This is a genomic window from Bosea sp. NBC_00550 (assembly GCF_026020075.1).
Taxonomy (GTDB): Bacteria; Pseudomonadota; Alphaproteobacteria; order Rhizobiales; family Beijerinckiaceae; genus Allobosea.
This window is the reverse complement of the sequence record NZ_CP102772.1, coordinates 658,166-684,588: the sequence shown is the minus strand read 5'-3', so window position 1 is coordinate 684,588 and position 26,423 is coordinate 658,166. Positions and strand designations below refer to the sequence as shown.

General features: G+C 61.2%; 21 protein-coding genes and 2 pseudogenes. 13 read left to right on the top strand and 10 right to left on the bottom strand.

Going from position 1 to position 26,423, the window contains the following annotated elements:
* The first annotated feature begins 132 nt into the window (after window positions 1-132).
* From NWE53_RS03285 to NWE53_RS03275, 3 genes are all read left to right on the top strand, one after another.
* Window positions 133-1,119 carry an aldo/keto reductase gene (locus tag NWE53_RS03285; protein WP_265054806.1) on the top strand — a complete coding sequence of 329 codons (987 nt, stop codon included), beginning with the start codon at window positions 133-135 and terminating at the stop codon, window positions 1,117-1,119.
* 107 nt (window positions 1,120-1,226) lie between these two features.
* Entirely contained in the window at window positions 1,227-2,060 is an 834-nt protein-coding gene (locus NWE53_RS03280) for an SDR family oxidoreductase (RefSeq protein WP_265052952.1), read from the top strand.
* A 22-nt stretch (window positions 2,061-2,082) separates the two neighbouring features.
* Window positions 2,083-2,538, top strand: coding sequence for a cytochrome P460 family protein (locus tag NWE53_RS03275; RefSeq protein WP_265052951.1), 456 nt, complete (start codon window positions 2,083-2,085; stop codon window positions 2,536-2,538).
* Window positions 2,539-2,689: 151 nt separating this feature from the next.
* On the opposite strand, the gene NWE53_RS03270 is transcribed toward NWE53_RS03275, so the two are convergent.
* From NWE53_RS03270 to NWE53_RS03240, 7 genes are read right to left on the bottom strand one after another with little or no spacing between them, the layout of a single operon-like run.
* The gene (locus NWE53_RS03270; protein WP_265052950.1) at window positions 2,690-3,505 is read right to left on the bottom strand and encodes an HAD-IIA family hydrolase; all 816 of its coding nucleotides are present in this window, start codon (window positions 3,503-3,505) and stop codon (window positions 2,690-2,692) included.
* Window positions 3,498-4,268 (bottom strand): glycerophosphodiester phosphodiesterase, encoded by a 771-nt coding sequence (locus tag NWE53_RS03265; protein WP_265052949.1) that lies wholly within the window; start codon window positions 4,266-4,268, stop codon window positions 3,498-3,500. The genes NWE53_RS03270 and NWE53_RS03265 overlap by 8 nt, the downstream gene beginning before the upstream one ends.
* Window positions 4,265-5,125 carry an ABC transporter permease gene (locus tag NWE53_RS03260; RefSeq protein ID WP_265052948.1) on the bottom strand — a complete coding sequence of 287 codons (861 nt, stop codon included), beginning with the start codon at window positions 5,123-5,125 and terminating at the stop codon, window positions 4,265-4,267. The genes NWE53_RS03265 and NWE53_RS03260 overlap by 4 nt, the downstream gene beginning before the upstream one ends.
* Window positions 5,122-6,039: an ABC transporter permease gene (locus tag NWE53_RS03255; protein WP_265052947.1), complete on the bottom strand. Its 918-nt coding sequence runs from the start codon at window positions 6,037-6,039 to the stop codon at window positions 5,122-5,124. The genes NWE53_RS03260 and NWE53_RS03255 overlap by 4 nt, the downstream gene beginning before the upstream one ends.
* Window positions 6,036-7,787, bottom strand: a complete 1,752-nt coding sequence (locus NWE53_RS03250; protein WP_265052946.1) for a dipeptide ABC transporter ATP-binding protein — start codon at window positions 7,785-7,787, stop codon at window positions 6,036-6,038. Before NWE53_RS03250 ends, NWE53_RS03255 begins: the two co-directional genes overlap by 4 nt.
* Before the next feature lie 2 nt (window positions 7,788-7,789).
* Window positions 7,790-9,340: an ABC transporter substrate-binding protein gene (locus NWE53_RS03245; protein WP_265052945.1), complete on the bottom strand. Its 1,551-nt coding sequence runs from the start codon at window positions 9,338-9,340 to the stop codon at window positions 7,790-7,792.
* A 43-nt stretch (window positions 9,341-9,383) separates the two neighbouring features.
* Window positions 9,384-10,169: a DeoR/GlpR family DNA-binding transcription regulator gene (locus NWE53_RS03240; protein ID WP_265052944.1), complete on the bottom strand. Its 786-nt coding sequence runs from the start codon at window positions 10,167-10,169 to the stop codon at window positions 9,384-9,386.
* A gap of 450 nt (window positions 10,170-10,619) precedes the next feature.
* Between NWE53_RS03240 and NWE53_RS03235 the strand changes: the two genes are divergently transcribed.
* Window positions 10,620-11,513, top strand: coding sequence for a hypothetical protein (locus tag NWE53_RS03235; RefSeq protein WP_265052943.1), 894 nt, complete (start codon window positions 10,620-10,622; stop codon window positions 11,511-11,513).
* A gap of 562 nt (window positions 11,514-12,075) precedes the next feature.
* Here NWE53_RS03235 and NWE53_RS03230 read toward each other — a convergent pair.
* Window positions 12,076-12,320 (bottom strand): annotated as a pseudogene (locus NWE53_RS03230) (sulfatase-like hydrolase/transferase); the annotation flags it as partial.
* A 451-nt stretch (window positions 12,321-12,771) separates the two neighbouring features.
* On the opposite strand from NWE53_RS03230, the gene NWE53_RS03225 reads away from it, so the two are divergent.
* The 7 genes from NWE53_RS03225 (at window position 12,772) to NWE53_RS03195 (ending at window position 20,991) form a co-directional block, all read left to right on the top strand.
* Window positions 12,772-13,560, top strand: a complete 789-nt coding sequence (locus tag NWE53_RS03225; protein WP_265052942.1) for a transporter — start codon at window positions 12,772-12,774, stop codon at window positions 13,558-13,560.
* A 508-nt stretch (window positions 13,561-14,068) separates the two neighbouring features.
* Complete coding sequence (locus NWE53_RS03220) at window positions 14,069-15,748, top strand: arylsulfatase (protein WP_442864945.1); 1,680 nt, start codon at window positions 14,069-14,071, stop codon at window positions 15,746-15,748.
* A 539-nt stretch (window positions 15,749-16,287) separates the two neighbouring features.
* A complete protein-coding gene (locus NWE53_RS03215) occupies window positions 16,288-16,518 on the top strand; it encodes a hypothetical protein (protein WP_265052941.1) in 231 nt (76 codons plus the stop codon).
* Window positions 16,519-16,775: 257 nt separating this feature from the next.
* The gene (locus NWE53_RS03210; RefSeq protein ID WP_265054804.1) at window positions 16,776-17,705 is read left to right on the top strand and encodes a formylglycine-generating enzyme family protein; all 930 of its coding nucleotides are present in this window, start codon (window positions 16,776-16,778) and stop codon (window positions 17,703-17,705) included.
* Between the two features lie 58 nt (window positions 17,706-17,763).
* A complete protein-coding gene (locus NWE53_RS03205) occupies window positions 17,764-18,798 on the top strand; it encodes an HAD family hydrolase (RefSeq protein ID WP_265052940.1) in 1,035 nt (344 codons plus the stop codon).
* 177 nt (window positions 18,799-18,975) lie between these two features.
* Complete coding sequence (locus tag NWE53_RS03200) at window positions 18,976-19,800, top strand: LssY C-terminal domain-containing protein (protein WP_265052939.1); 825 nt, start codon at window positions 18,976-18,978, stop codon at window positions 19,798-19,800.
* A gap of 108 nt (window positions 19,801-19,908) precedes the next feature.
* Window positions 19,909-20,991 carry an AI-2E family transporter gene (locus tag NWE53_RS03195; RefSeq protein ID WP_265052938.1) on the top strand — a complete coding sequence of 361 codons (1,083 nt, stop codon included), beginning with the start codon at window positions 19,909-19,911 and terminating at the stop codon, window positions 20,989-20,991.
* 321 nt (window positions 20,992-21,312) lie between these two features.
* Here NWE53_RS03195 and NWE53_RS03190 read toward each other — a convergent pair whose 3' ends face one another.
* Entirely contained in the window at window positions 21,313-22,353 is a 1,041-nt protein-coding gene (locus NWE53_RS03190; protein ID WP_265052937.1) for a helix-turn-helix transcriptional regulator, read from the bottom strand.
* A 228-nt stretch (window positions 22,354-22,581) separates the two neighbouring features.
* Between NWE53_RS03190 and NWE53_RS03185 the strand changes: the two genes are divergently transcribed.
* Both NWE53_RS03185 and NWE53_RS03180 read left to right on the top strand, forming a co-directional pair.
* Window positions 22,582-23,337 carry a hypothetical protein gene (locus tag NWE53_RS03185; protein WP_265052936.1) on the top strand — a complete coding sequence of 252 codons (756 nt, stop codon included), beginning with the start codon at window positions 22,582-22,584 and terminating at the stop codon, window positions 23,335-23,337.
* 178 nt (window positions 23,338-23,515) lie between these two features.
* The gene (locus tag NWE53_RS03180; RefSeq protein WP_265052935.1) at window positions 23,516-24,964 is read left to right on the top strand and encodes a DUF1254 domain-containing protein; all 1,449 of its coding nucleotides are present in this window, start codon (window positions 23,516-23,518) and stop codon (window positions 24,962-24,964) included.
* 278 nt (window positions 24,965-25,242) lie between these two features.
* On the opposite strand, the pseudogene NWE53_RS03175 reads toward NWE53_RS03180, so the two are convergent.
* A pseudogene (locus NWE53_RS03175) lies at window positions 25,243-26,341 on the bottom strand (IS3 family transposase).
* Between the last annotated feature and the right edge of the window lie 82 nt (window positions 26,342-26,423).

Genomic DNA, 26,423 nt, shown 5'->3' with positions numbered 1-26,423 from the left:
CCCGCCACCGTCTTCAACGGCCGGCGCGGATTCCTGAAATCGACCGCTTTGCTTGGCGCCGCCGCGGCGATTGCACCGCTCTGGGGCGCCCATACGGCAGACGCACAGCCAGCCGGAACCAAAGGCACGACGATGAAAACCCGCAAGCTCGGCAAACTGGAAGTCTCGGAACTCGGCTTCGGCTGCATGAACCAGAGCGGCAACTACAACGGCCCGGTGCCCAAGGATCAAGGCATCAAGACGATCCGCGCAGCCTTCGAGAACGGGGTGACGTTCTTCGACACCGCCGAGGTCTACGGCCCCTACATTAACGAGGAGCTCGTCGGCGAGGCGCTCCAACCGTTCCGGGACAAGGTCAAGATCGCCACCAAATTCGGGTTCGCGATCGACGGCACCGTCGCCCTGGACAGCCGGCCGGAGCGCATCAAGCGCGTCGTCGAGGAATCCCTCAAGCGTCTGCGGACTGACCATATCGATCTCTACTACCAGCACCGTGTCGACCCCGCCGTGCCAATCGAGGACGTCGCCGGAGCGGTGAAGGACCTGATCAACCAGGGCAAGGTGTTGGGTTTCGGCCTGTCTGAGCCGAGCGCCAAGACCATTCGCCGCGCCCATGCCGTGCAGCCCGTCACAGCCGTTCAGAACGAGTATTCGATGTGGACCCGCAACGTTGAGCTGAACGGCATCCTCGACACCTGCAACGAACTGGGCATCGGCCTCGTGCCCTGGTCTCCGGTGGCGATGGGCTTCCTGACCGGCAAGTACGACCCGTCGACCAAGTACGACGAGAAGACGGATTTCCGTGCCGGCTTCCCGAGGTTCTCGAAGGAGTTCATGCCGCTCAACATGCCCATCGTGGAGCGGTTGAAGGAGTACGCCGCCAAGAAGGGCGCGACGCCGTCCCAGGTCGCGCTCGCTTGGCTGATGGCCAAGAGCCCCAACATCGTCCCGATCCCGGGCACCCGCAGCGAGACCCACCTGCTGGAGAACCTCGGCGCGACCCGCGTGCAGCTCGACGCCGCTGACGTCCTCGCGATCGACACCTCTCTGTCCAAGTTCCCGGTCTATGGCGACCGCATGGGCAAGGACCACATGCTCTCGATCGATTACTCGATCTGATCCGCAGAAGGGGGGCCGAGACGTTCTCGGCTCCCATCGAGCGCCCGATTCCCCAGGCGATGAGGCGGCCTCGGCACGAAGCGTCATCGCCAAAAGAAGCAAACATCATGACCAAGATTTGGTTCGTCACCGGTGCCGGCCGTGGCCTGGGCATTGATATCGCACGCAAGGCACTCGCGGCCGGCCATCGCGTCGTCGCGACGGGACGCGATCCGGAGAGGGTGCGCAAGGCGATCGGCACGCATGACAGCCTGCTCACGGTCGCGCTGGACATCACCGATCCCGAGGCCGCCGGCAGCGCCGCCAAGGCAGCGATCGATCGCTTCGGTCGAATCGACGTGCTGGTGAACAACGCCGGCAACTTCTACGCCGGGTACTTCGAGAACATCGGCCCCGACGATTTCCGGGCGCAGATGGAGACCAACTTCTTCGGGCCTACGATCGTCACCCGCGCAATCCTGCCGATCATGCGCAAGCAGCGCGCCGGCCAGGTCATCACCGTCACGTCCCTGGCCGGCCTGATCGGGCAGGAATTCGTCGTCGCATACGCCGCCTCGAAGTTCGCCCTCGAAGGTTGGATGGAATCGCTCCGCTATGACGTGGCACCGTTTGGCATCGAGACGATGGCCGTCGAGCCGGGCTTCTTTCGCACCGAGCTCCTCGTCGAGGGCGCCTCGACGATCTGGCCCCAGTTGGCGGTCGACGATTACGCCGAGCGCACGGCCCAGACCGTCGCTGCCTGGTCAGGCATGAATGGTCTCCAGGGAGGTGATCCGGCGAAGCTGGCCGGTGCGATGGTCACCTTGTCCGATTCCGGGAAGCTCCCGCTGCGCTTCGTCGCCGGCGCGGACGCCATGGCGGCCGTCGAGGCGAACCTGAAGACCATCCAGCAGCAGATCGACGAGCATCGCGAACTCTCTACCTCGCTCGCTCTGGATTGAACCGCATCGAAAGGGAAACAGCATGACGGTCCACCGCATAGCTGCGATCGCGTTCCTACTGTGCTCGATCGTGACGGCGAACGCCCAGACCAACCGCGCGACCTTCCCGAAGGACTTCGACAAGTACGTGCTCTACGCCACGTACGATCGGGGCTTCAACAAGGAGGAAGCGTTCGCACTGCCGGAGACGCTCGCTCTGGCCAAGGCCGGCAAGCCGCTCCCGCCGGGCACCCGGCTCGTCCTCGGCGTCTGGAGGGCGCGTCAGCTCGCCGAGTATTTCGTGATGGAGAAAGGGGTGAACTGGGGCGCGGATTTCCCGGCAGACGTCAGCACCGGCGACTGGCATTTCCAACAGTTCGATACCAGCCGCCAGATCAGGCGCACGGCCTTCGCAGATCGGTGCCAGTCCTGCCACAGCTCGCAATCGCGCGACGACTATCTTTTCACGATCGACCGGATGCGAGCCTATGTTCCATAGGTTTTGCCCCGGAATATCGATCTTGCGCCATTTCGGGACATTCGGTGGATACCCGTAAGCGCACTCGGCTTTTTATCATGTCACCCGGGATGGCTCGATCTCAGGCCGCTTCCCAAATCTGATTCAGGATCTTCGCTGCCAGCGGCACAACTCAGTTTTTGACGTCCAGAATTTCGGAGAGAGATCTCAGAATGTAGGTGGGTGCAATTGCGGAGCTTTCGGCCTCGTCCATGGACGTCGCTCCAGTGAGTACGAGTGCCGATGCAATTCCGGCGTTGTTGGCCATCACAATATCCGTATCCAAGCGATCGCCGACCAATAGGCAGCAACCGGGAGCGGCATCGAGCCGCCCCAGCAGATAGCGAGTCATGACATCGGACGGCTTGCCGACGATGGCTTCGCACTTCGCGCCGGAGGAAGCTTCGATCGCTGCGATGATCGCGGCGGCGTCTGGCTCGCCGCCGTCCACCGTAGGCCGGAAGCGGTCGGCGTTGGTCGCCATCAGCCGAGCACCGGCCCGAACCGCACGGAACGCGCGCTTCAGTTTCTCGTAGCAGAAGGCCCTGTCAAAGCTGGCTATGACGATATCGGTATCCGATATCTCGTCGGTCACGACGAAGCCCGCGAGTTCCAGCTCCATCACAAGGGCGCTCTCGCCCAGCACCATCAGGCGCGCCTCTGGTGTTTCCCGCTTGAGCAGCTCGATCAGGACATGCGCGGCGGTGACGACGTCCTCTGCCTCGACCGGCAGGCCCAGACGAGTCAGCTTGCAGGCGTATTCCGTCGAGCGAGCCGTGGTGTTGTTGGTCAGGAATAGGACAGTGCGACCTTGCGCCCGTAGCTCGCTGACGGTTCTAGCCGCCGTGGGCAGCAACGTCTCGCCGAGCAGGATCGTCCCATCGAGATCGAAAACGAATGCTTGGTAGCGCGACGCGATCGAGGCGATCCCGGCAAGGAGATCAGACATCAGAGGCAATGCCCTGCAACCCGTCTCGTACCCGTTTAGCGATGTCCGGATGATCGGTAAGGATGTAGGCTACCGGCTGCCTGAGCCAGTAGTCGAGCCGGCTCGCATCGTTGACGGTCCATATGCCGGCGGTAAGCCCGGCCTCGCCGGCCAGTGCGAGCATGTCGGGCGTGGTTCGTGCGAACGACAATCCGAGATCGTCGATTCCGGCCTCGGCCGCTTGCGCGACGACAGGCCCGAAAGTTTGGATGGATGCCTGGGCGTGCGGCCAGACCGACAGGCTCGTCGGCACCCCCGAGCCCGTGAAGAACGCTAAAGCTGCCGGATCGAAGGACATGACGGTGATGCGGTTGCTCATGCCATGCTTGCCGGCCAGCAACATCACCTGGCGATGGGTCTTCTCGTAGCCGCCAGGCGAACCGCCAGGCTTGACCTCGATACGAACTCGCATCCGGCTAGGCGCGAGGGCGGCCAGCGCCTGGTCGAGCGACGGGGCGCTTTCGTCGATCTGACGCAACGAACTGGATTGGATTTCCGCGAGCGTGAAGCGGCTGATCGGCCCCGTGCCGAAGCTGGTCTGATCCAGTGTCTCGTCATGCATGACGAGCAACTGGTCGTCGCTGGTCAGATGAACATCCAGTTCAACCTGTTCGACGCCGTAAGAGGCAGCGTGGCGAAATCCCGATAGCGTATTCTCCGGAAAGCGGCTGCCGCCACGGTGAGCTGCGATCTCCGGGAGCGGGAAATGCTGTGTATCGTTCATTTCAGACTCGGATCCGTGACGTCGCGCAGCCAGTCGCCGATGGTGCTGATCGACAGGGTAAGGATGAAGATGGCGATGCCCGGGATCGTCGCGATCCACCAGGACGTGACGATATAGTCGCGTCCGAGGCCGACCATGTTGCCGAGACTGGCGAGCGGCGGCTGGATGCCGACCCCCAGGAAGCTTAGCCCCGATTCCAGCAGGATGAGTTCGGGCAGCGCGATTGTCATGTTGACGATGATGATCGCCGCGACGTTGGGCAGCACATGCTTGACGGCGATCGCTACCTCGCCGGCGCCGAGTCGGCGCAGGGCGAGCACATAACCCTTCTCGTACTCGACGAGCGCGAGAGCGCGCACAAGCCGGGCATAGCGCTCCCAGCCATAGGTGCCGAGCAACACGACGAACAGAACGATGTTGTTTCCGAAGAAGGCGAGGATCGCTAGCGCGAAGATGAGGAAAGGGACGGATGCGTGGAAATCGATCGCGACCCGGATGAGGCTGTCCACCCAGCCGCGCAGGAAGGCGGCGGCGAGGCCGAGCGTGACGCCGATGGTCGCGGCGATGAGACAGGCGAGTACCGAAACGAGGAGGCTGACTCGCACCGAGATCATCAGACGGCTGAGGATGTCGCGCCCCAGTTCGTCCGTGCCCAGGACGTGGTGGAATGAGCCACCGAAAAAGATGGGCGGCGTGTTGCGCGCGCGCAGATCGATGGACGCGAAACCATAGGGCGCCAGTCGTTCGGCGAAGATCGCGACGAGGATGAACAGGATCACCATAACCGCAGCCAGGGTGACGGCGATCTCGCGCCGCCTGCGGGGCCGCACCGGTCCGGGAGCGATCAGGTCCGTCATGACGTGCGCAGCCGAGGGTCGAAGATGGCGTAGAGGAGATCCGTCGCGAGATTGGCGAACGCCATCATCGTCGCGACCAGCACCACGATTGTCTGGACGACCGCCACGTCGCGGCGTGCCACCGAGAACACGAGGAACCGGCCGACTCCCGGCCAAGCGAAGACTGACTCGACGATGGCCGCGCCGGCGATGATCCCTCCGAGCGAGAACCCAAAGAGCGTCAGCAATGGCAGTGCCGAACCCGGCAGCACATGGGCGCGAATGAAATACCAGCGCGGCAGGGGCTTGAGGCTTGCGACCGTGATGTAGGGCTGCGCCAACACCTCCAGTGTGCTGGAGCGGACGAAACGGGCGACGACGCCGGCCTGGGACAGGCCGATCACCGCGGCAGGCATGACGAGGTGCAGAAGCGATGGCCCGCCGCCGCTCGGCAACAGGCGCAGCGCCACGGCGAGGAGGAGTATGAGCAGGATGCCGAACAGGAAGCTCGGTATGCTGTGAACAAAGATCGCCAGCGACATGATCAGACGGTCGGGAGCGCGTCCGCGATAGCTGGCGGCGAGAAGGCCCAGCGCCGATCCGACCGTAAAGGCAATGACAAGACCCGTCCCCATCAGCAGCAACGTCGCCGGAATCTTCTCGGCGACGACCCGCAAGGCCGGCTGTCTATCGTTCAGCGAGAGGCCGAAATCGCCGCTTGCCAGCTTCATGACGTAGGTGAGGTATTGTTCAGGAAGCGGCTTATCCAAGCCCCATTCGGTCCGCACCGCCGCGATCTGGTCCTCGGGCGCATCGACGGGCAGCAGAGCGCGTGCAGGATCGCCACTGACGCGCAGGATGACGAAGACGAAGGTCACAGCGAGCAGGACGGTTATCAGGAGTCGCGCGAAGGCGATCAGGACGGTTCTGGTCATGGGATCGCGTCCTTCAGCAGCGATTCGGTGCTGGGTAGCGACATGGGAATGCTTGCGCGCCGCGAGGTCGGGGCGGCGGCGAAGAGGCTGCGCGAATAGGCATGCCTGGGATTGGAGAGCACCTCCTGGGCCGGTCCCTGCTCGACCATCACGCCAGCGCGCATAACGCCGATCGCATGCGACATATGGGCTACGACGCGGATGTCGTGGCTGATCAGCAGGATGGTCAGGTCGAGCTCGCGCTGCAGCCTGAGCAGAAGATTGAGGACCTGCGCCTGGATCGAGACATCGAGCGCCGAGGTCGGCTCGTCGCAGATCAGGATGTCGGGCTCGACGATCAATGCGCGCGCGATCGCGACGCGCTGGCGCTGGCCGCCGCTGAGCTGGTGCGGGAGCTTGGCGTAGTGCGCTTCGCCGAGGCCGACCGCCTGCAGCATACGCAGCGCATCCTCGCGCCGACGCGCCCCGGAGCGCTCAGGGAAATGGATGCGACATGCTTCCTCGATCTGCGGGCCGACGGTCTGGCGCCGATCCATCGATCCGTAATGGTCCTGGGCAACCATCTGGACCCGGCGTGCATAGGCCCGCCGGCCATGCGCCAGAAGCTCCTTCATGCTGCGGCCGCCGACGCTGATGCCGCCGCTCTGCGGCTCGCGATCGCCAATGAGCAAGCTCGCGAGCGTGCTCTTGCCGCAGCCGCTTTCACCGATGATACCGAAGGTCGTTCCCGCCGGAACCGCGAAGGAGATGCCGTCGACCGCCTTGGTGATATGCGTGGAGCGGCTGAACCAGCGCCGTTTCGCGAAATGATAGGCGACGTCCGAGACCTCGATCATGGCCGGCTGCTCGGCGGGCTCGGACGCAAGCTGCGGCGTCACATCCACCTTCTGCAGGTCCGGCTGTGTCGGCGATGCCGACAGCGGAGCGTCGAGATTCTGGGGGATTTCCTCGAGCTGCGAGAAAGGCGGTCGATGCCCGGGAATCGCGGCGAAGAGCGCTGCGGTGTAGGGATGCCTGGGTGCGCGGCGGATAGCTTCGCTGGTGTCACACTCCACGACCGCTCCGCGGTACATCACGGCGACGCGATCGCAGAAGCTCGTGACAAGATCCAGATCATGGGAGACGAAGATGATCGACAAGCCCTCGCGCTCGACCAACAGTCGAAGCAGCTTGCAGATCTGAGCCTGGACGGTGACGTCCAGCGCGGTCGTGGGTTCATCTGCGATAAGGACGCGCGGGGATGCGGCAAGTGCCATCGCGATCATCACACGCTGGTTCATGCCTCCCGACATTTGATGCGGGTAGCTAGAGGCTCGCTCGCGCGGCTCGCGGATGCCCACGGTTTCCAGCAGTTCGACGGCCTTGTCCCAAGCTGTCTTCTGAGATGCGCCATCCCTGTGAACGAAAATCTCAGCGATCTGCGAACCGACGGTCCGGATTGGATTGAGTCCGCCTGTCGCATCCTGAAAGATCATTGCCAGTGGCAACCTGCCCTGGCGGCGTTCGTGGACGACGGCCGCGACGTCGATTTCGCGGCCATCGAAATGAACCGTGCCGCTCGCCTCGGCCCGCGGCCCCAGAAGCCCCATAAGGCTGAGGCAACTGACCGTTTTGCCCGACCCGCTTTCCCCCACGACCCCGAGTATTTCGCGCTCCCCAAGCGAGAGGTTCACGCCCCTGACGGCCGGAACGAGGCGCCCGGCCGCCGGATAGTGCACGTCGAGATCCCGGATCGAGAGCAGCGCCATGGCTACTTGAACTTCAGCCGCGCCGGGCCGAGATCCATGTAGAGGAAGATGTAGGGCGCCCAGTCCACATTTTTGCGGATGCCGTAGAACACAGCGTTCTGGTGAAGGCTGCTGACGCCGGGATCGTCCCACTCGTTGATCTGCAGCATGCGCCGAAAGGCCTCGCGGCGCGTCTGGATATCGGTGGCGCGTTCCAGAATCTCGCCTTGCTTGTAGAACTCCTCGCTTTCCCAGGCGCCCTGGGCCTTCTGCACGCTGGCCGGGCCGTGCTGGCTCCATAGCGAGAACAGCGGATCCGGCAGGAGCGCTGAATTCGACCAGTTGCCAGCCGCGCGCCCATCGCCCGGCGCAAACAGGGCCCCGCCAGGTTCAACCATCACGATACGGACGTTGAGGCCGACCGACTGCCACATCGCCACCATGGCCTGCGTCGTCGCCAACTCCGCTGTGTAGTAGTTGTTGAAGCTGCGGAAGGTGATTTCCTCGCCCTTGTAACCCGCCTCCCTGAGGAGTTTCTTCGCCTCTTCCGGATCGTAGCGGTATTTCGGAAAGTCCTGCAGATACATCTTGCCGTAGAAATCGTATTGCAGCCCGTTGGGGATTTTAGTGCGGCCATCCCACATGGCCTCGACGATCGCCTGCCGGTCGATCGAGACGATCATTGCCTGCCGGACGCGCGGATCCTTGAGAACAGGGTGCGTCTTGTCGAACCAGATCACACGGTGGTTGTTCACCGGGCCGCCGACGATCTTGATGTCCTGGTTGCGTTCGAGAACTTTGAGCTGGTCGGGCGGGATGTCGGAGGCGATGTCATAGTCACCTGCCAGGAGCCCGGCTACGCGCGCGGACACCTCCGGGACGACCTTGAACAACACCGTCTTGGCGTTCGGCTTGCCACCCCAGTAATCGTCATGGGCGGTGAGGACGATGGCATCGTTCGCGACGACGCGGTCGACCTTATAGGGGCCGGCTCCAACGGGCTTGAGACGCCAGGCATTGTAGTCCGGCGCCTTGAGGTAAGCCGCCTTGGAGATGATCTGCGCTGTCCAGGCTGCGAGGCGCTGCTCGAAGATCGGGTCCTGATACTTGGAGGAAAAACGCACCGTGTAGCGGTCGACGGCTTCCACCTTGTCGAGACTGACCCAGTAGCGCCGAACCATCGGAAAGCCTGGCGCTTTCTGCCCCGTCAGACGTTCGGGGCCGAACGAGAAGACCACGTCCTCGGACGTCATCTCGTTGCCGTCGTGGAATTTCACGCCATGCCGAAGCTTCACTTCAAGCTCGGTCGGCGACTTCCAGCTCCAGCTTTCCGCGAGATGCGGCTTCAATTGGAAATCGCCGCCATAGTCGAACTGCAGCAGTGTGTCGTGGATGGAATAGTTGGTGCGGTAGCCGACATTCGATTCGGCATCGAGCGGCTCAGCCGTGGGCGGGTTGGCCTGAACCGCGATGCGCAAGGTCGGTCGATTGTCCTGCGCCTGCGACGAGGGGCCCGCCAGAACGAGGCATGCGACGAAGGCGCCCGCAAGCGCCGATGCTCTCAAAAGCGTCATCTCTTCCTCCCTATGTTTTCTTTTTTGTTCTTGCCCGGCCGCGTTACGCGGCCGTGACACGGTCATCAGGTGGGTGGTGCACCTGAACGTCGCCTTTCCTGATGGCCGGCATGAATTCGGCCGGCGGGAGTCGATCCGTGAAGAGATGGTCGACCTCGCCAATCTTGCCGCCCCTGACCGGGACGCTGCGGCCGAACTTCGTGTGGTCGGCGACGAGAAGCGAGTTTCGCGATCCTTCGACCATCGCCTCGCGCGCCTCGACCTCGCCCTCGTCGAAATCGAGGAGCATACCGTCGGGGTCGACGCCGCCTACACCGAAAATGGAGAAGTCCACCTTGTAGCGTCGGAAAAAAGCGACAGCCCCCGAACCGATGACGTCGCGGTCGCGGCGGCGCAGCAGTCCTCCGGCAATGGCAATCTCGACGCCGGGATTGGCCGACAAGGCAGCCGCAACGTTCAGGCTGTTCGTGAACACGCGCAGATCACTGTGATCCGCGAGAGCGACCGCCACACATTCCGGGGTCGTCCCCAGTCCGATGAACAACGAAGCGCCATTGGGCACGAACCGCGCGACTGCGGCTGCGATCAGCTTCTTCTCGGCCAAACGAAGCACCTGCCTCGTCCTGTATTCCAGATTGGCCCCGTCGGTAGGCGGGCTGACCCCGCCGTGAGAGCGCTTCAACTTGCCTTGATCAGACAGCCGGTTGACGAGGCGTCGAATGCTTTGAGGCGAAAGGCCGAACGAGCGAGATAGATCTTCAATCGAAACATATCCGTTCGATTGAACGAATTCCACAAGTTGCCCATCTCGTTCATATGAAGCATTCATATGTTCATTCGAGCGAAAGGAGAGACTTCTGTCAAGGATGTAAAACCGCCACAGCCTCCCCTGCAGTCCGGATTTTATGTAAGGAAAGCGGTTCCTATTCCGGACAGCGCCAGGAGCGGACTCTGGATGGTTGCCCGGACCCGGACCTTCGGAGTTCATCTACGTGAGGTCTGTTGGCGACCCATCTCGGACACTGGAAAACGATTCGTCCGTGTCCGAATTCCCGGCGAGAGCGGACGTTTTCGCCGCGCCGTGCAAACGCAGCAAATTCAGGTTCATACCAGCAGGGCGAGTGATTTCGACGTCGAATTCGGGCATACCTTATTAGTAAATATGTCACATCCATCGCTGCCTTGCAGTGGGAAGCAAGTTCCGCATTGTGCGGGAGCAGTGTTCGGCAGATGCTGTGCCTTCGAATTCGCAGCATGAATCGCAACAATGGGGATTGCGATGACACTCAGCCACGCGAAGGCCTGCGGCTTCACTTTATCGATAATCCTGGGGCTGGGCAGCGCCGCGGCGCAAGCCGCCGATCTACCGCCCCCCGCCGCACCCGTGGCGCCCGTGATGACCTCGGCGTGGACCTACCGGTTTACGCCCTATGGCTGGCTCATTTCGCTAAACGGAAATCAGACAGTGAAGGGGCGAACCGCTAGGGTCGATGCGAGCTTCATCGATATCCTCGATGCTTCGCTAGGCGACGGAGGCACTCTGTTTGCGCTGATGGCAGATATTGAGGCCCGCAATGGTAGGTTCTCCCTCCTCGGCAATTTCGCCGGGCTCAAGGTCAGCGTGGATCGCGGGGGCGTGAGAACACGTAGCGCAACGCCGGATATCGCGGGCGCCATCGGCGCGTCGGGCGACGCCAAGACCTCGATGGCCATCCTCGAAGCAGGAGCTACTTACGAGGTCGCCCGCTTCGGGTCGGTCGCCTTCGACATCCTCGCGGGCGCGCGCTATTGGAATCAGCGCGCCGAGCTCTCTTTCGATGCGGGCGCGACGGTCGACATCGGCGACCTCAGCTTCAGGCGCAACGTGGCGATCGCCCGCTCCGGCTCGGTGGACTGGATCGACGGCTTTGCTGGTGCCCGCGTGCGGATTGGCCTGGCGCCTGGTCAGGAATTCGTGGTGCGCGGCGACGTGGGTGGTGGCGGCAGCAATTTCTCGTGGCAGGGCATTGCCGCTTACAGCTTCGATTTTGCCGAGAAGAACGGCATCACCTATTCGGGCGTCATCGGTTATCGGGCGCTCTATGCCGACTATGCTCAGGGCGAGGGGCGTCGGCGTTACGCTTTCGATATGTTAATGCATGGGCCCGTCGTCGGGCTCAGCCTGCGGTTCTGAAGCAGGGCCAGCATGGCGGTTCTGACTACGGCGCCTTTCTGACTGCAGAACTAATACGCCCCGGTCAGGTCGTCAGCCCTGGAAGCGCCGGAGCATCGCCCTTAGGCGCGGGAGCCAGTTGGCTGCTGCAACTCCCTGGAAAGGATCACCGGACCCGAACTCGAACGCGCCTGATACAGCCCGCGCGTTCGGACCCGTTGGCGACCGTCTCGGCGCACCGTCGTTGTATTGCAGCGGGCCGATGCTCGACTCGAGCTTATTTAGGGTGTCGATTGGCGGTGGGATCGGGGGCGCCGTCTGGGAGGTGCCTGAGCGGGGGAGTATTAGCGTCGCGCCGGACACGGCTGCAGCAACGGGTCCGATCCGCTTTCATCGGGTCCACCAATCTTCGTATCGAGCTTGGCGATGGGCGCCCGAAAATAGGCAGCGGTATTGGGGGTCGATATTGGGCCAGGGACAATAGACAAATAGGGTTCACATCATAAGGCGACCTCGGGAATTCCGAAGGGCGGCCAGGCAGACGCGCAGTGAAGCCCATGGGAACGTCGGCGAGCCCCCGAGCCGTGGCATTTTCCACGCCGATGGCGGAGTCATACCCGGGGTAGCCCGTCGACTGTTCGGAAATGATACCGAAGCCGGTCGAATGATGGTTACGGCCGGTGATCAGGGCTGCCCGCGCGGCGAACAGAGCGCAGTCGAGTTGAACTGCGGATAGCGCAGTCCCATCTGTGCGATCCGATCCAGGTTCGGCGTCGGTACGACACCACCAAATGTGTCTGAAACGCCATAGCCTTGATCGTCCGTCATAATCAGCAGGATGTTCGGAGCGCCTCATGAACCCGTAGCAATAGTCAAAGCCCATCCCGACCGGCCACTGATCGTAGAGTCCGGCGGCGCTGTTCTCGAAAAACCTGTCCCCAGGGCCGATATCGATCGCTCCAATGATTGGCCCTAACCCGGCAGGCGCGCTGATAACCGCGACGCAACCGAGCATCGCTCGATCAAGCGAATGGGGGTGGCCGATCTCAGTCTGCCGGCTCCTACGGAGCTGCGTCGGATCGTCGACGCCACGCGTCGATAACCGCAAGGTCCGAAATATGGGAAGGCAGATGTTTTCCTTGATGCCCGGGAACGGCAGCTTTCCACAACGCGGACGTCCGCCGTTTGTGGGTTCACGACCTAGTAAACTCAAGCACCCCGTGTTTTGATCTCTGAACCGAAGTCTAGGGAGGTTCCATTGCGACAAATCCGTAGAATTATGTCGGTCGCCATGGTTCTCCTTGCGAATTGCCTGTCACCGGCCTTCGGGCAGGACGCAGATCTCGCCAAGAAACTCAACAATCCGGTCGCAGCTCTCATTAGCGTTCCGTTCCAGTTCAACTACGACGGCCGGATCGGGCCCGGTGATAATGGTGGGCGGGCGACCCTGAATATCCAGCCGGTCATCCCCTTTCACCTCAGCCCCGAGTGGAACCTTATCTCCAGAACGGTTCTTCCAGTCATCTCACAATGGGATATTGCGCCAGGCTCGGGCCGCCAGTTCGGGTTGTCCGATACGACCCAGAGCTTTTTTCTGTCCCCACAGGCTCCTGGTCCTGGGGGAATTATCTGGGGGATCGGACCCGTGTTCCGCCTGCCAACCGCGACGGATCAACTCCTCGGCGAAAGTCGCTGGGGGGTGGGTCCAACCGCCGTTTTACTCAAGCAGGAAGGCCCTTGGACGATCGGCATCTTGGCTAATCAGGTCTGGTCGGCCGGAGGGGCGACCCGCAGTGGTGCGCACCCGGTCAACGCGACATTCGTGCAGCCGTTCATCTCCTACACGACGCACGATGCCTGGACCTTCTCGCTCAACACGGAGACGACGTACGATTGGGCCAATGAGAAGCTCACCGTTCCGATTAACGCTCAGGTCTCGAAACTGATCAGGATCGGAAAGCAGCCGATCAGCTTGTTCGTCGCCGGTCGATATTATGCATTTTCCCCAGTGTCTGGGCCAAAGGGGTTCGGCGCGCGCGCGGGCTTGACCTTCCTCTTCCCTGAGTAGGTCTCGGGAACCGAAAGGCTAAGCCACATCGACCCATCTGCGACGATCACGTCGAACCGCTCTTGGCATACAAATGGCCTATAGCCGATATCTGGAACGACCGCTTCCGGGTATTCAGTTCGCCAGTTACGGAGGCGCAGCTTAAATCGGACCCTTTCCAGACTTTTTGGGGGGCGCCGCACTTTCGCGATGAGCTGGATTTAGGATCCAGCGCAGTGATGTCGTGCGGGCGCGCGGGCTGGGCCGGGCTAATTGCTGACGTTCGTTTCGGGCATTTTCTCCAGTTCCAGCCGGACGCTTCGTTCGCCGACAGGCAGCTCAGTTAATCTCGTGGAGGCCCGGCCCCAGCCTCGGGCCGCATGCTACTGTCCTCAGGTACAATAGTGGCGCGCGACGATTGACTTTTATGTCTCCGGCAATCGTTGCCGCGCAACATTCGAGCTGCGCGGCAAGCGCTGCTTCGCCTGTTCAACGGCCTACCCCCCAGTTTTGCAAACGGAGACGTAGCATGTCGATCTGTCGACGCGGGCTGCTCGGTTTTTGCGCGAGCGTGGCAATTTCGGCGGGAGTAACCTTACCCGCCCTGGCGCAACAGCAGCCGCCAGCCCCGACCCAAAAACCCAACATTATCATGATTATATCGGACGACACGGGTTACGGCGATCTCGGCCCCTATGGCGGCGGCGCCGGCCGGGGCATGCCGACCCCCAACATTGATAAGCTGGCGGCGGAAGGCATGACATTCTTCTCGTTCTATGCCCAGCCGAGTTGTACGCCGGGCCGAGCCGCCATGCAGACGGGCCGGATGCCTAACCGCAGCGGCATGACCACTGTAGCCTTCCAAGGTCAGGGCGGCGGCCTGCCGGCAGCGGAGTGGACTCTCGGCTCGGTGCTCAAGACCGGCGGCTACAAGACGTTCTTTACTGGCAAATGGCATCTCGGCGAGGCTGATTATGCGCTGCCCAATGCGCAGGGCTATGACGAGATGAAGTATTGCGGCCTGTACCATCTCAATGCTTACACTTATGCAGACCCGACCTGGTTCCCGGATATGCCTCCGGAGTTACGGGAGATGTTCCAGAAGGTGACGAAGGGGGCTCTATCGGGCAATGCCGGCCAGCCGGCGCGCGAAGAGTTCAAGATCAACGGCCAGTATGTCGACACGCCGGTCATCAACGGCCGCGAAGGGGTGGTCGGCATCCCGTTCTTCGATGGCTATGTTGAAAAGGCTGCGATCGATTATCTCGACAGCAATGCAAACTCGGCGGAGCCGATCTTCATGAGCATCAATTTCATGAAGGTGCATCAGCCCAATATGCCGCATCCCGACTACATCCATAAGTCGCTGTCCAAGAGCAAGTATGCGGATTCGGTCGTGGAGCTCGATGCCCGGATCGGCCGTATCATGGATAAGGTCCGGTCAAATCCGAAGCTCGCCGGCAACACGCTCGTCTTCTATACAACCGACAATGGCGCCTGGCAGGACGTGTATCCGGACGCGGGCTACACCCCTTTCCGCGGCACTAAGGGCACCCTTCGCGAAGGCGGCAACCGCGTTCCGGCTATCGCCTGGATGCCGGGAAAGATCGCGCCCAACGCCAAAAACCATGAGATTCTTGGTGGCCTGGATTTGATGGCAACCTTCGCCTCCGTCGGCCGCGTTCCGCTTCCAACGCAGGATCGCGCCAACCAACCCATCATCTTCGACAGCTACGACATGTCCGCCGTACTATTTGGGACAGGTCGATCGGAACGGAAATCGTGGTTCTATTTCACCGAAAACGAGCTTTCGCCCGGCGCGGTTCGGGTCAACAATTACAAGTTTCTCTTCAACATTCGTGGGGATGACGGAAGCGCTACCGGTGGCCTCGCTGTCGATAGCAATCTCGGCTGGAAAGGCCCGACGAAGTATGTCGCCACGGTGCCGCAGGTGTTCGATCTGTGGCAGGATCCGCAAGAGCGCTACGACATCTTCATGAACAACTTCACTGAGCGCACCTGGATGGGTGTCGTCATGGAGGAAGAGCTGAAGAAGATCATGGCCACTTATGTGAAATATCCTCCGCGCAAGGTGCAGAGCTACGGTTACACGGGGCCAATCTTGCTGTCTGACTACGAACGATTGCAGTCTGTCCGCGAAATCCTCGCGAAGGACGGAGTTAGCATTCCGTTGCCAACCGGCAATTGACGGGGGGCATCAATGACTGAGGACGGGCCGCATCCTGCGGGACGCGGCCCGGACGAAGATTCAAAAAATGGAGTCTGGGGCAGAGAGAGGAAAAAACGATGAACTTTGTTCGATCCATGTGCGTGATGACGCTCGCCGGCCTCGCCCTGTCAGCCTGCCAATCCTCACAGTCTAGGCAGGCCGAACTCGCCAGCATTTGCGCCAATCCCGTTAATCGGCAGCCCGGCCAGTTCTATTACAACGAGTGCCAGGCGATCGCTCCATCCTCCAGTGCACAGCTTCGGAGGAATTATCGCCTCGGAGCGCCGACAGGAAACTGACGCGCACAAATGTTGACCCGACTCATTGGGCAACAGCGCTGAACATCACATTCAGGAGCCAAACATGAGAAGTCGTCTCGCCGCCGGTCTGGCTGTTACGTTGAGTATCGGCCTCGCAGCCTGCCAGTCAACCCAACAGGCGGACAGCAGAAGGAGGACCTCCTCTCTGCGGCGGGCTTCATTCCACAACCTGCAAATACGCCACAGCGGCTTGCGGCCATGAAAAAGCTGCCGCCGAACAAATTCGTGCAGCAGACCAAGAACTCGCAGGTCGCCTACGTGTATGCTGATCCGATTGTTTGCCAGTGTGTCTACTTCGGAAACCGAGCAGCTTACGCCCAGTATCGCCAGATGGTCTTTCAGAAGCGGCTCGCCGACGAGCGGCAAATGACGCCGGCGATAAACCAGGATGCTTTCGACTTCGGGCCTTGGGATGCTCCATTCATGTGATCATAAGCCTATCCCGATTGGCGCAGGCCGCCGGACGGACTTCATCTCCACGGTCCTTGGACCGGGCCATCTATACCGACAACCGCAACAACGGCTTTACCTATCGTACGACCCAGCACGGCGTCTTTTCGAGCATCTTATCACTTCTGATCCGTCAGCCCGGGGATGTCATGACCGACTTGGACATCGCAGACCGAATGGCCGCTGCGCTTCGCGAACGTGACGATGTCTCGCGAGCCAGTCCTGAGCCGGCCGACATGATCGCGGTACCTGGCGGGATATTCCTGATGGGATCCGATCGCCATTATCCCGAGGAGGCCCCGGTCCATCGCGCGGCCGTCGACAGCTTCTGGATGGATCGAACGCCGGTAACGAACCGGCAGTTCAAGGAGTTCGTCAAGGCAACCGGACACGTCACCTTTGCGGAGGTCGCGCCCGACCCAAAGGATTATCCCGGAACGCCCTCTCACATGCTCTACGCGGGCTCTTTGGTGTTCTCCCAGCCAGCGGGCCCGGTCGACCGACGCGATTTCCGTCACTGGTGGAGCCTGAGGATGGGAGCCAACTGGCGCCGCCCCTATGGCCCTGGAAGCAATATTAACGCGCTGGACAATCATCCTGTTGTTCATGTCAGCTTTGCAGACGCGCTCGCCTATGCCCGCTGGGCCGGCAAGGATCTGCCGACCGAGGCCGAATGGGAGTTTGCCGCACGGGGCGGTCTCGCCGGCGCTGAATACGCCTGGGGTGGCAGCCTCTCTCCCGGCGGGCGCCACATGGCCAATATCTGGCAAGGCGAGTTTCCGCATCAGAACCTGGCCGAGGATGGCTTCGAACGCACTTCGCCGGTCACGGCGTTTCCGCCAAACGGCTACGGCCTGCAGGACATGATCGGCAATGTCTGGGAGTGGACCACAGATTGGTACGCGCCCAAGCATCAGGCTGAGGCCGCGAAGACCTGCTGCATTCCACAGAACCCGCGAGGCGGCCGCGAAGACGACAGCTACGACCCCGATCTGCCGGAGATTAGAATCCCCCGTAAGGTCATCAAGGGCGGCTCGCATCTTTGCGCACCCAACTATTGCCGCCGCTATCGCCCGGCTGCGCGCCATGCGGAACCGGTCGACACCTCGACCAGCCATCTCGGCTTCCGCTGCGTCTGGAGGCCGCCGTCAACGCAACAGCCTTAGGAACGGCAACAAGCGCCGGCGCCCACCGTCAGTGAGATTCCATTTGATGGAGACCGAAATGAAATCCGTTCTGTCTTACAGCGCCGGTCTAAATCGTCGCGTGTTGATCTCAGTATTGACCGGGGTGCCTGTTCTGATCGGACCACTTCGCCCGTCAATAGTGCTGGCGCAGTCCGACCCGCTGTCGTCCTGGAATGATGGCCCGGTCAAGGCGTCGATCACCAACTTCATCGCGCGCGTGACTACGCAAGGTGGCGCCGACTTTGTGGCGCCGGCTGAGCGCATCGCGGTATTCGACAACGACGGCACGTTGTGGGCAGAGCAGCCGATTTACGTCCAGCTCGCGTTTGTCCTCGATCGGGTCAGGGCACTCGCTCCGCAAAACCCCGGATGGAAGACCAAGCAGCCTTTCAAGGCGGTCCTCAATGGCGACATGAGGGCGCTGGCGGCTTCGGGCGAGCAGGGCCTGATGCAACTGATCGCGGTGACACATGCCGGCATGACCTCGGACGAGTTCGCGAAAATCGCCTCGGAATGGCTTGCCACCGCGCGCCACCCGCGCTTCAAGCGCCCCTATACCGAATTGGTCTACCAGCCCATGCTGGAGCTGCTTACCTACCTGCGCGCGAATGGGTTCAAGACCTACATCGCCTCCGGTGGCGGCGTCGAGTTCATGCGGCCATGGACTGAGAGAGTGTACGGCATCCCTCCCGAGCAGGTTCTCGGCTCCTCGATCAAGACGAAATTCGAGATGCGTGACGGCAGGCCGACCATATTCCGTCTGCCGCAGATCAACTTCATCGACGACAAGGCCGGCAAGCCTGTCGGCATCAACCAACAGATCGGCCGACGGCCGATCGCTGCTTTCGGGAATTCGGACGGCGATCTCGAAATGCTGCAATGGACGACGATGTCAGGCGGGCCACGCTTCGGCCTAATCCTTCACCATACAGATGCCGAACGCGAGTTCGCCTATGACCGTCAGGCCCATTTCGGCAAGCTCGACAAGGCGCTCGACGCCGCAGCCGCTAATCAGTGGACCGTTGTCGATATGAAGCGAGACTGGAAGAAGATCTTCCCGTTTCAGGATTAAGTTCGAACTGCTGTTCGGAGACTTTGGGTACTGCCGCTGCCGAGGTGTAAGGCGCGGAAAAACTTAGGTCCGACACGTGGACGCGACGCAACTGCCCACTGGTATACTCGCCTGTCGGAAGCCGACTACGAATAGCGAGGCGGCCGCGATCGACCGGAGCAAGATAGGACAAGAATTTTGAGATTGCTCACGCGCCTTTTTCAGAGGTTTCTCATTTTTTGTCTTGGCGTCGTCAGCGTTTGGCTGATTGTGTTTGTAATCTTTGATACGGCGGATCACAGGCTGCCATGGGTCGTGGCGGTAAGCCTCACTTACGGGTTGGCCGCATATGTCATTCTGCCCAATGTAGTCCGAATGGGTCTGAAGGTCCTTCATCGGTCGCTTATCCCCCGCTACACGATCACCGGCGATGGTCTGCCCGGCGATCCCGTAAACCTCGTCCTCATCGGCACCTTGCAACAATTGCGCGATGCGTTTGCAACGGCAGGCTGGACGACGGCCGATCGCTTGGGGGCCGCAAGCTCGTGGCGAATGATACGAGCGTTTCTGCTCAACTCCCCGTATCCCAACGCACCTTTCAGCACCCTCTATCTCTTTGGACGAAGGCAGGACATAGGTTTCCAGGAGCCCATCAATAACAGCCCGCGAAAGCGCCATCATATCCGTTTCTGGGCGCTGAGCCTCGCTCGCTCGGAGGAGGATATGGCTGCAGCGAGCTTTTGGATGAATACGGATAAACCGTCGACCGATCAGCCTGTATTATGGGTGGGCGCGGGCACCAGAGACACGGGGTTGTCGCTGGCTCGACTAACGCTCCAAGTAACCCATGCGACCGATTCAGACACGAATGCAGAACGCAGCTACATCCTCGCCCAGCTGACGGCAAAGCGGGTGATCGGGGATGTCGCATTGCATCAGTCCGGTTCACGTTTGCAAGCCGGAAAGGTGAACCACTACGTTACCGACGGCGAGATCGCCTTCGCCAGTCTGATGGAGAATTGAACAAGGATTTCTACGACCGTTTCTCGCGCTGGGATCCGAGAATCCGCGCGTTGGTAGCGCAGGTAGAATCTGGCAGTCGAGATCGAAACGCATGAGTGACGAACGTCGATGAGAATCGCGCGACCGGCGACCTTCTGGATCGCGGTCTCTGCGATCGCGCTCGTTACGCTGATGCTGGTGCGCCAAATACTGCTGCCATTCGTGGCCGGCACGTTGCTCGCCTATCTTCTCATTCCGGCGGTCGACAAGCTGGAGCGGCTCGGGATTAGCCGTTCCCTTGCAGCTCTGGGCGTCTTCGTGCCGATCGTCGCGGTTCTAATCGGCTTCTTCCTGGTTATGCTCCCGGCCATCGTTGGCGAGTTCAGGTTTTTTGTTGAAGAGTTTCCCGCCTACGTCACCCGCCTTCAGTCGCAGATGGGCGATGCAAGCCGACCGTGGCTGCACCGTATCATGGGCGACGAACTCCATATCGAGCAATCGACCCGCGACATCGCGAAGACGATGAGCACTAACTGGGTTGACGAGTTCCTTCGCTCGCTATGGTCGAGTGGAGAGGCCTTGGTTTCCCTTCTTTCGCTGCTGATCGTCACGCCGGTCATCGCCATCTATGTCGCCATTGACTGGCACCGAATGATAGCGACCGTCGATGGCTGGTTTCCACCGTCCTGCCGCGACGACATGCGAGCGCTTGGGCGCGAAATCCACGAGACAGTCGCTGGCTTCGTGCGCGGGCAGATCGTCATCTGCCTCGTTCTCGCCGTGCTTTATGCCACAGCCCTGAAGGCGACAGGGCTGAACCATGCAGTCTTGATCGGAATCACCGCAGGCCTGATCAGTTTTGTTCCCTATTTTGGAGCCGCAACCGGGTTTTTCGTCGCGGCCTGCGTTGCATTGGTCCAATTCTGGCCGAATTGGGGGCCAGTCGCCGTTGTAGGGGGCATCTTCATCGTCGGAGAAATGCTTTCCGATTATGTTCTCTCGCCGCGCCTCATCGGTCGCCGCGTCAACCTCCACCCGGTCTGGATGATGTTCGCGCTGTTCGCCTTTGGATGGCTGTTCGGCTTCGTGGGCGTGTTGTTGGCGATACCTCTCGCTGCGTCGCTAGGCGTGATCCTGCGGTTTGCGAGGCGGCAGTCTCTGGCAGGTAAGGAGTACATCGTCGATCCGCCCCCACCGAGAGGTCCGGTGTGAGTGGTAATTCAGCACCGGAAGCGTAAGCCCTCGCCAAGAGCCACCTAAATCGTGCAGTTAAAAAGGTGGATGGTTTGGCCGAGGCAGCTGTTGCCACACTACACGCAAGCTGCCTTTGCCAGCGGCCGCTAGGGGGGCAGCCGTTCGCCAAATTGAGTTCCGGAAAGCGGACCTTCCAAAGGTCAGCTAGGGGCCAAAAGCGCCGGACGCTGTCCGGGCGGGATGCGCCATAAGCGGAACTTGGTTCTCCGGCCAAAAGCAGACGTCAGTTGCGCTGCCGCATCAGGGCCGGATTTGACCTCTTCCCCGGCCGCGCCCATTTTAGCGGGAACCGGCACCGTCTGGCGCGCCCTCATGGTGGATGTTGGCACGAAACTCCCGTGGTCCGCTGCCCGTCACCTTTCGGAAGGCACGCGCGAAATTGGCTGGCGAGGAATATCCCATCTCTGCCGCAACACGGGTGATCGAGCCATTCGTGTGCCTGAGCAACTCGGTGGCCCGCTGCAACCGTGCCGCATTCGCCAGGCTGCGAAAATCAGTGCCAGCCTGACTTAGCTCACGTTGCAGCGTTCGGACGCTGGTAGCCATCGGTCGCGCGACGCGATCGATGGACACGCTGCCGGTGAGAACCTGAGCCCGGACCTGCTCCATGACGACGTCGAGCAGATCGCGTGGAGCGCCGCCAGGCCGATCTCGGGCCACGTCCTCGATGGTGACGATCGGCCATGCCCCACGGTTAGGAGCAGCCGACAAGAGGTGGCGTTCCATGACGATCGTCACGGCGGGCGCGTTGAACAGGACGGGGCACTGGAAGAGATCTTCGAACAGCCCGATCTGGCGCGGCCTGCTGATATTGAGCTCGACGCGCAGTGGCCGCCAGTCAAAAGGCAAATAAGCCCTGAGGACGCTGAGCAGAACGCCGGCAGCCGCTCCGGCGATCATGTCGTAGCCCGCGTGGCCAGCCAAGGCAAAGACGTAGCTATAGCGTGCCTCGTCGCCGACGATGGCGACGGACATCCTGTCATGGGTGCTGTGATAAGGCAGCGCCACAATGGCCCGCTGGATGGATTGGCCGAGGGTATCGCCCCCCAGAACGTAGCGCCCGAAGCTGCCGTAATTGCCTGCGCTCATCATCGGCGCGATCAGAAGCCCGAGATTGGGCTCGCCGGCCGCCCTTGCCGCAGCATTCACGAAGCCGAGGACTGCGGCATGCGGGATGAAACAATTGCGGCCTTCGGTCAGCTCCAGATCGAAGCCTGCTGCGCGGTTTGCCCGTAGGAGCGCGCTTTCCCCGATTGCATGACGCAGGAATGCCGGCAGGCCGTGCAGGATGTGGCTCGAGATGACTGGGATCTCAGCCACGCGCTGGACGCTCCGGAATGCTTGCAAAGTTGGCGCAAAATGAGTGGTCTCAAGATCTGATTGGTGCTTTGTCACACAGTATAAGTGCTCCCGGCAAACGGAAAACCCAATTTTTCGCCGTTGGCATTAGCTTTGGTATGGCTGAAGGAGCCTGCGTCCGTGAGCGGGAGGAAATTGATCAGGCTAGCTAAACTGGCATTCTCCGCAACCTTGTCATGTTCGGGAGTGGTGCTGGCGGAAGATTCAACGGGCAGCCCCGGCGATCTGGCCAAGGCGGCGCAGAACCCCGTTGCCGACATGATCAGCGTGCCGTTCCAGAACAACTTCAACTTCAATGTCGGTCCGCACAAACAGCTGCAGAATGTCCTCAACATCCAGCCGGTGATTCCGATCACGCTAAACAAGGATTGGAACCTGATCACGCGCTGGATCACGCCTGTGATCTCGCAACCGGCCCTGACGGTGAATGGCGACCGCGAGTTCGGCCTGGGCGACATCAACCCCAGCTTCTTCTTCTCGCCGAAGCAGCCAACTCACGGCATCATCTGGGGCATCGGGCCGACCGTCGTACTCCCCACCGGCACCGACAAGAGCCTCACGTCCGGCAAGTACTCGGCGGGGCCGGCCTTCGTAGCCCTGGCAATCGAAGGGCCCTGGGTTGTCGGCGTCCTCGTCAACAACGTCTGGTCCTTCGCGGGCAAGAGTACCCGCAGCACAGTCAACGCAATGACGCTGCAGCCGTTTGTGAACTACAATTTCCACGGCGGCTGGTATCTGACATCCTCCCCCGTCATCACCGCCAACTGGGAAGCCGGCCAGGGCGACCGCTGGACGGTGCCGATCGGAGGCGGTTTTGGGCGCGTGTTCAACATCGGCCATCAGCCCGTCAATGCGCAGCTGGCAGCCTACTATAATGTCGCAAAGCCCAGCGGCGCCGCCGATTGGCAGCTGAGGGCCCAGCTCCAGTTCCTGTTCCCGAAATGATGGGCGAACGAGCCGCTCATGGGTGCCTCTCGGGGGGCGTGACCGCGCCAAACGCCGACATACAAGCGGCTGTGAATAGGCCGTTCCTGCATTGTCAATAATCGCAGACGTCGCGTAACTTCATCTTGCTACCTACGCGCGCTCAGCCACGAGTTGTGAACCCGAAGGAAGTGTTCAAATGATCACGAAACGCGATCTGCTTGGCTCTGCTGCGCTGGCGCTCACCGCCACGATGGCAAAGGCCGACATCGTCTCCCCTCCGGTCATTGAGCAGAACAGTGTCGAATGGCCCAGCCTGTTCGAGGCCAAGGACATCGCCGAGGAAGGCTTCATCTACGGCCTGCCGCTGGTGATGTATTATGCAGTGATGCAGGAGTTCGCCGTCGATAGGAACTCGGGACAGTTCAAGGCCCCATTCAACGAAATCAAAAACCTGAACCATGTCGCCACCCCGGCGGACACGGCAATCATCACGCCCAATAGCGATACGCCTTACTCGTTTATCTGGCTGGATTTGCGTGCTGAACCCATGGTCATCTCGGTGCCCGCGATCGAAAAGGACCGCTATTATTCGGTCCAGCTCATCGACGGCAACACTTACAATTTTGGCTATATCGGCACGCGCGCCACGGGGACCGAGCCGGGCGACTATCTGGTCGTCGGGCCGGACTGGAAAGGTGGAACGCCCGCTGGGATCAAGCGGGTCTTCTCATCGACAACGCCGTTCCCGCTCGCGATTTTTCGCACTCAACTGTTCAATCCCGGCGACATGCCGAATGTCGAGAAGATCCAGGCCGGCTACAAGGGGCAGCCGCTTTCCGCTTTCCTCAAGCAGCCCGCCCCGCCCGCCGCGCCGAAGATTGATTTCGTTCCCGCCAGCACGGCCGGGATCAGGCATAACTTCTTCGAGTATCTCGACGCGGCCCTGCAATTTGTCCCCGAGACGGCAAGGGACAAGGCGGTTCGCGCGAAGCTTGCGAAGATAGGCATCGGCCCCGCCAAGACCTTTGCGTTCAAGGATCTGTCGTTCGAGCACAAGGCCGAAATCCTGGTGGCCATGAAGCAAGGCAACGGCAAGGTCGACAAATGGCTGGCCGGTGGAAACAAGAACATCAACGGCTGGAACATTGGCTCGTTCTTCGGCGACGAGGCCTTCTATAACAGCGATTGGGTGATGCGGGCCGGGTCTGCAAAGGGCGGTCTCCTCGGCAATGACGCTGTAGAAGCCATGTATCCCTATACCCGCACCGACGCGACCGGTGAGGCGCTCGACGGCAGCAAGTACAAATACACCATCACCTTCGCACCCGGCCAGTTGCCGCCAGTGAATGCGTTCTGGTCGGTTACGATGTACGACGGCAAGAGCCAGTTCCTGGTGAAGAACCCGATCAATCGCTACCTCATCAACTCTCCGATGTTGTCGGGCATGAAAAAGGACGCGGATGGCTCGCTGACTCTGTACATCCAAAAGGACAGCCCCGGTGCGGACAAGGAAGCAAACTGGCTTCCGGCGCCGGATGACAAGATCTATCTCGTGATGCGCCTCTATTGGCCGAAGCCAACACAGCCTTCGATCCTGCCGGCGGGCGCAGGAACATGGCAGCCACCGGGCGTGAAGCGGGTCTGATAGTAGACGAAATGATTTGTGCGTCCCTTAGTCGCAAGTTCATTGCGATAATGCTGTCATCGTCCGTGCCGTCTGCATATTTGGCATAATATTCAATCGGAATTATCGCCATGGCGACCCGAAAATGGGTCTCCAATATGATCGGCTTGCCATTTTCGCTCAATAGCTGTGGCTCTTACACTTTCAAACAGGAGATCATAATGCCCAAAACTCTCGCTGTGACCTGAGACCCATTTCTCCTCCGACCTGAGGGAGAGTCCTGAGTTTGATTTCTGGCCTTAAGCGGCCTGTTTTTCCAGCGTGGATTTGAGGGCGAACTCGGCGGGCGTGATGTTGCCGAGGGCCGAATGGGGTCGGTGTCGGTTGTAGTCCTCCTTCCATGCGCTGATAGCGTTGCGGGCTTCAGTGAGCGTCGAGAACAGCGTGTCGTTGAGGCACTCATCCCGGAAGCGTCCGTTGAAGCTCTCGACGAAGGCATTCTGCGTCGGCTTGCCGGGGGCGATGTAGTGCCACTCGACGCCGGTCTCCTGGCACCAGCGCAGGATCGCCATCGAGGTGAACTCGGTGCCGTTGTCGGACACGATCGTCCCCGGCCGGCCGCGCAGGCGAATGACGCCATCCAGTTCGCGGGTCACGCGCAGACCCGAGAGCGAGGTGTCGGCGACGAGCGCCAGGCACTCGCGCGTATAGTCGTCGACGATGGCGAGCACCCTGAAGCGGCGACCGTCCGAGATCGTGTCGGAGAGAAAGTCGAGGCTCCAGCGCACATTGGCCCGATCAGGCACGAGCATGGGCCTGCGCAGTGCCCAATCCCGTTTGCGGCCGCCACGCCGGCGGACCTGCAACTTCTCCTCGCTATAGAGCCGTCGCAGCTTCTTCTGGTTCATCACGATGCCCTGGCGGTCCAGCATGATGTGGATCCTGCGGTAGCCGAACCGCCGGCGCTCCGCCGCCACGCCCTTCATCGCCTCGCGCAGCAGGGCATCGTCCGGCCGGGTGCTCGTGAGCGTACCGTCGAGCGGTCGATCGTCAAGGCCAGGCACGCCCGACGCTGGCTCACTGCATGCACCGTGCAGGCATGAGCCACCGCCTTCCGCTTCGCATCGGGCGTCACCATTTTTTTGCGGCGACATCCTTCAGGATCGCATTGTCGAGCATCTGTTCGGCCAGCAACTTCTTGAGGCGGGCGTTCTCGTCCTCCAGCGTCTTCACTCGACGCGCATCCGACACGTCCATCCCGCCATACTTCGCCTTGAACTTGTAGAAGGTCGCCGAGGAGATGCCGTGCTTGCGGCAGACATCCGCCGTCGCCGCTCCGGCCTCCTGCTCCTTTAGCATCCCGATAATCTGCTCTTCCGTGAATCGTGAGGGGCGCATCGTCCGTCTCCGTGAGTGACGGACTCCACTCAAACCTGGAGGAAGATCAGGGTCTCAGGTCACCGAGGCCGCGCGCATCGGT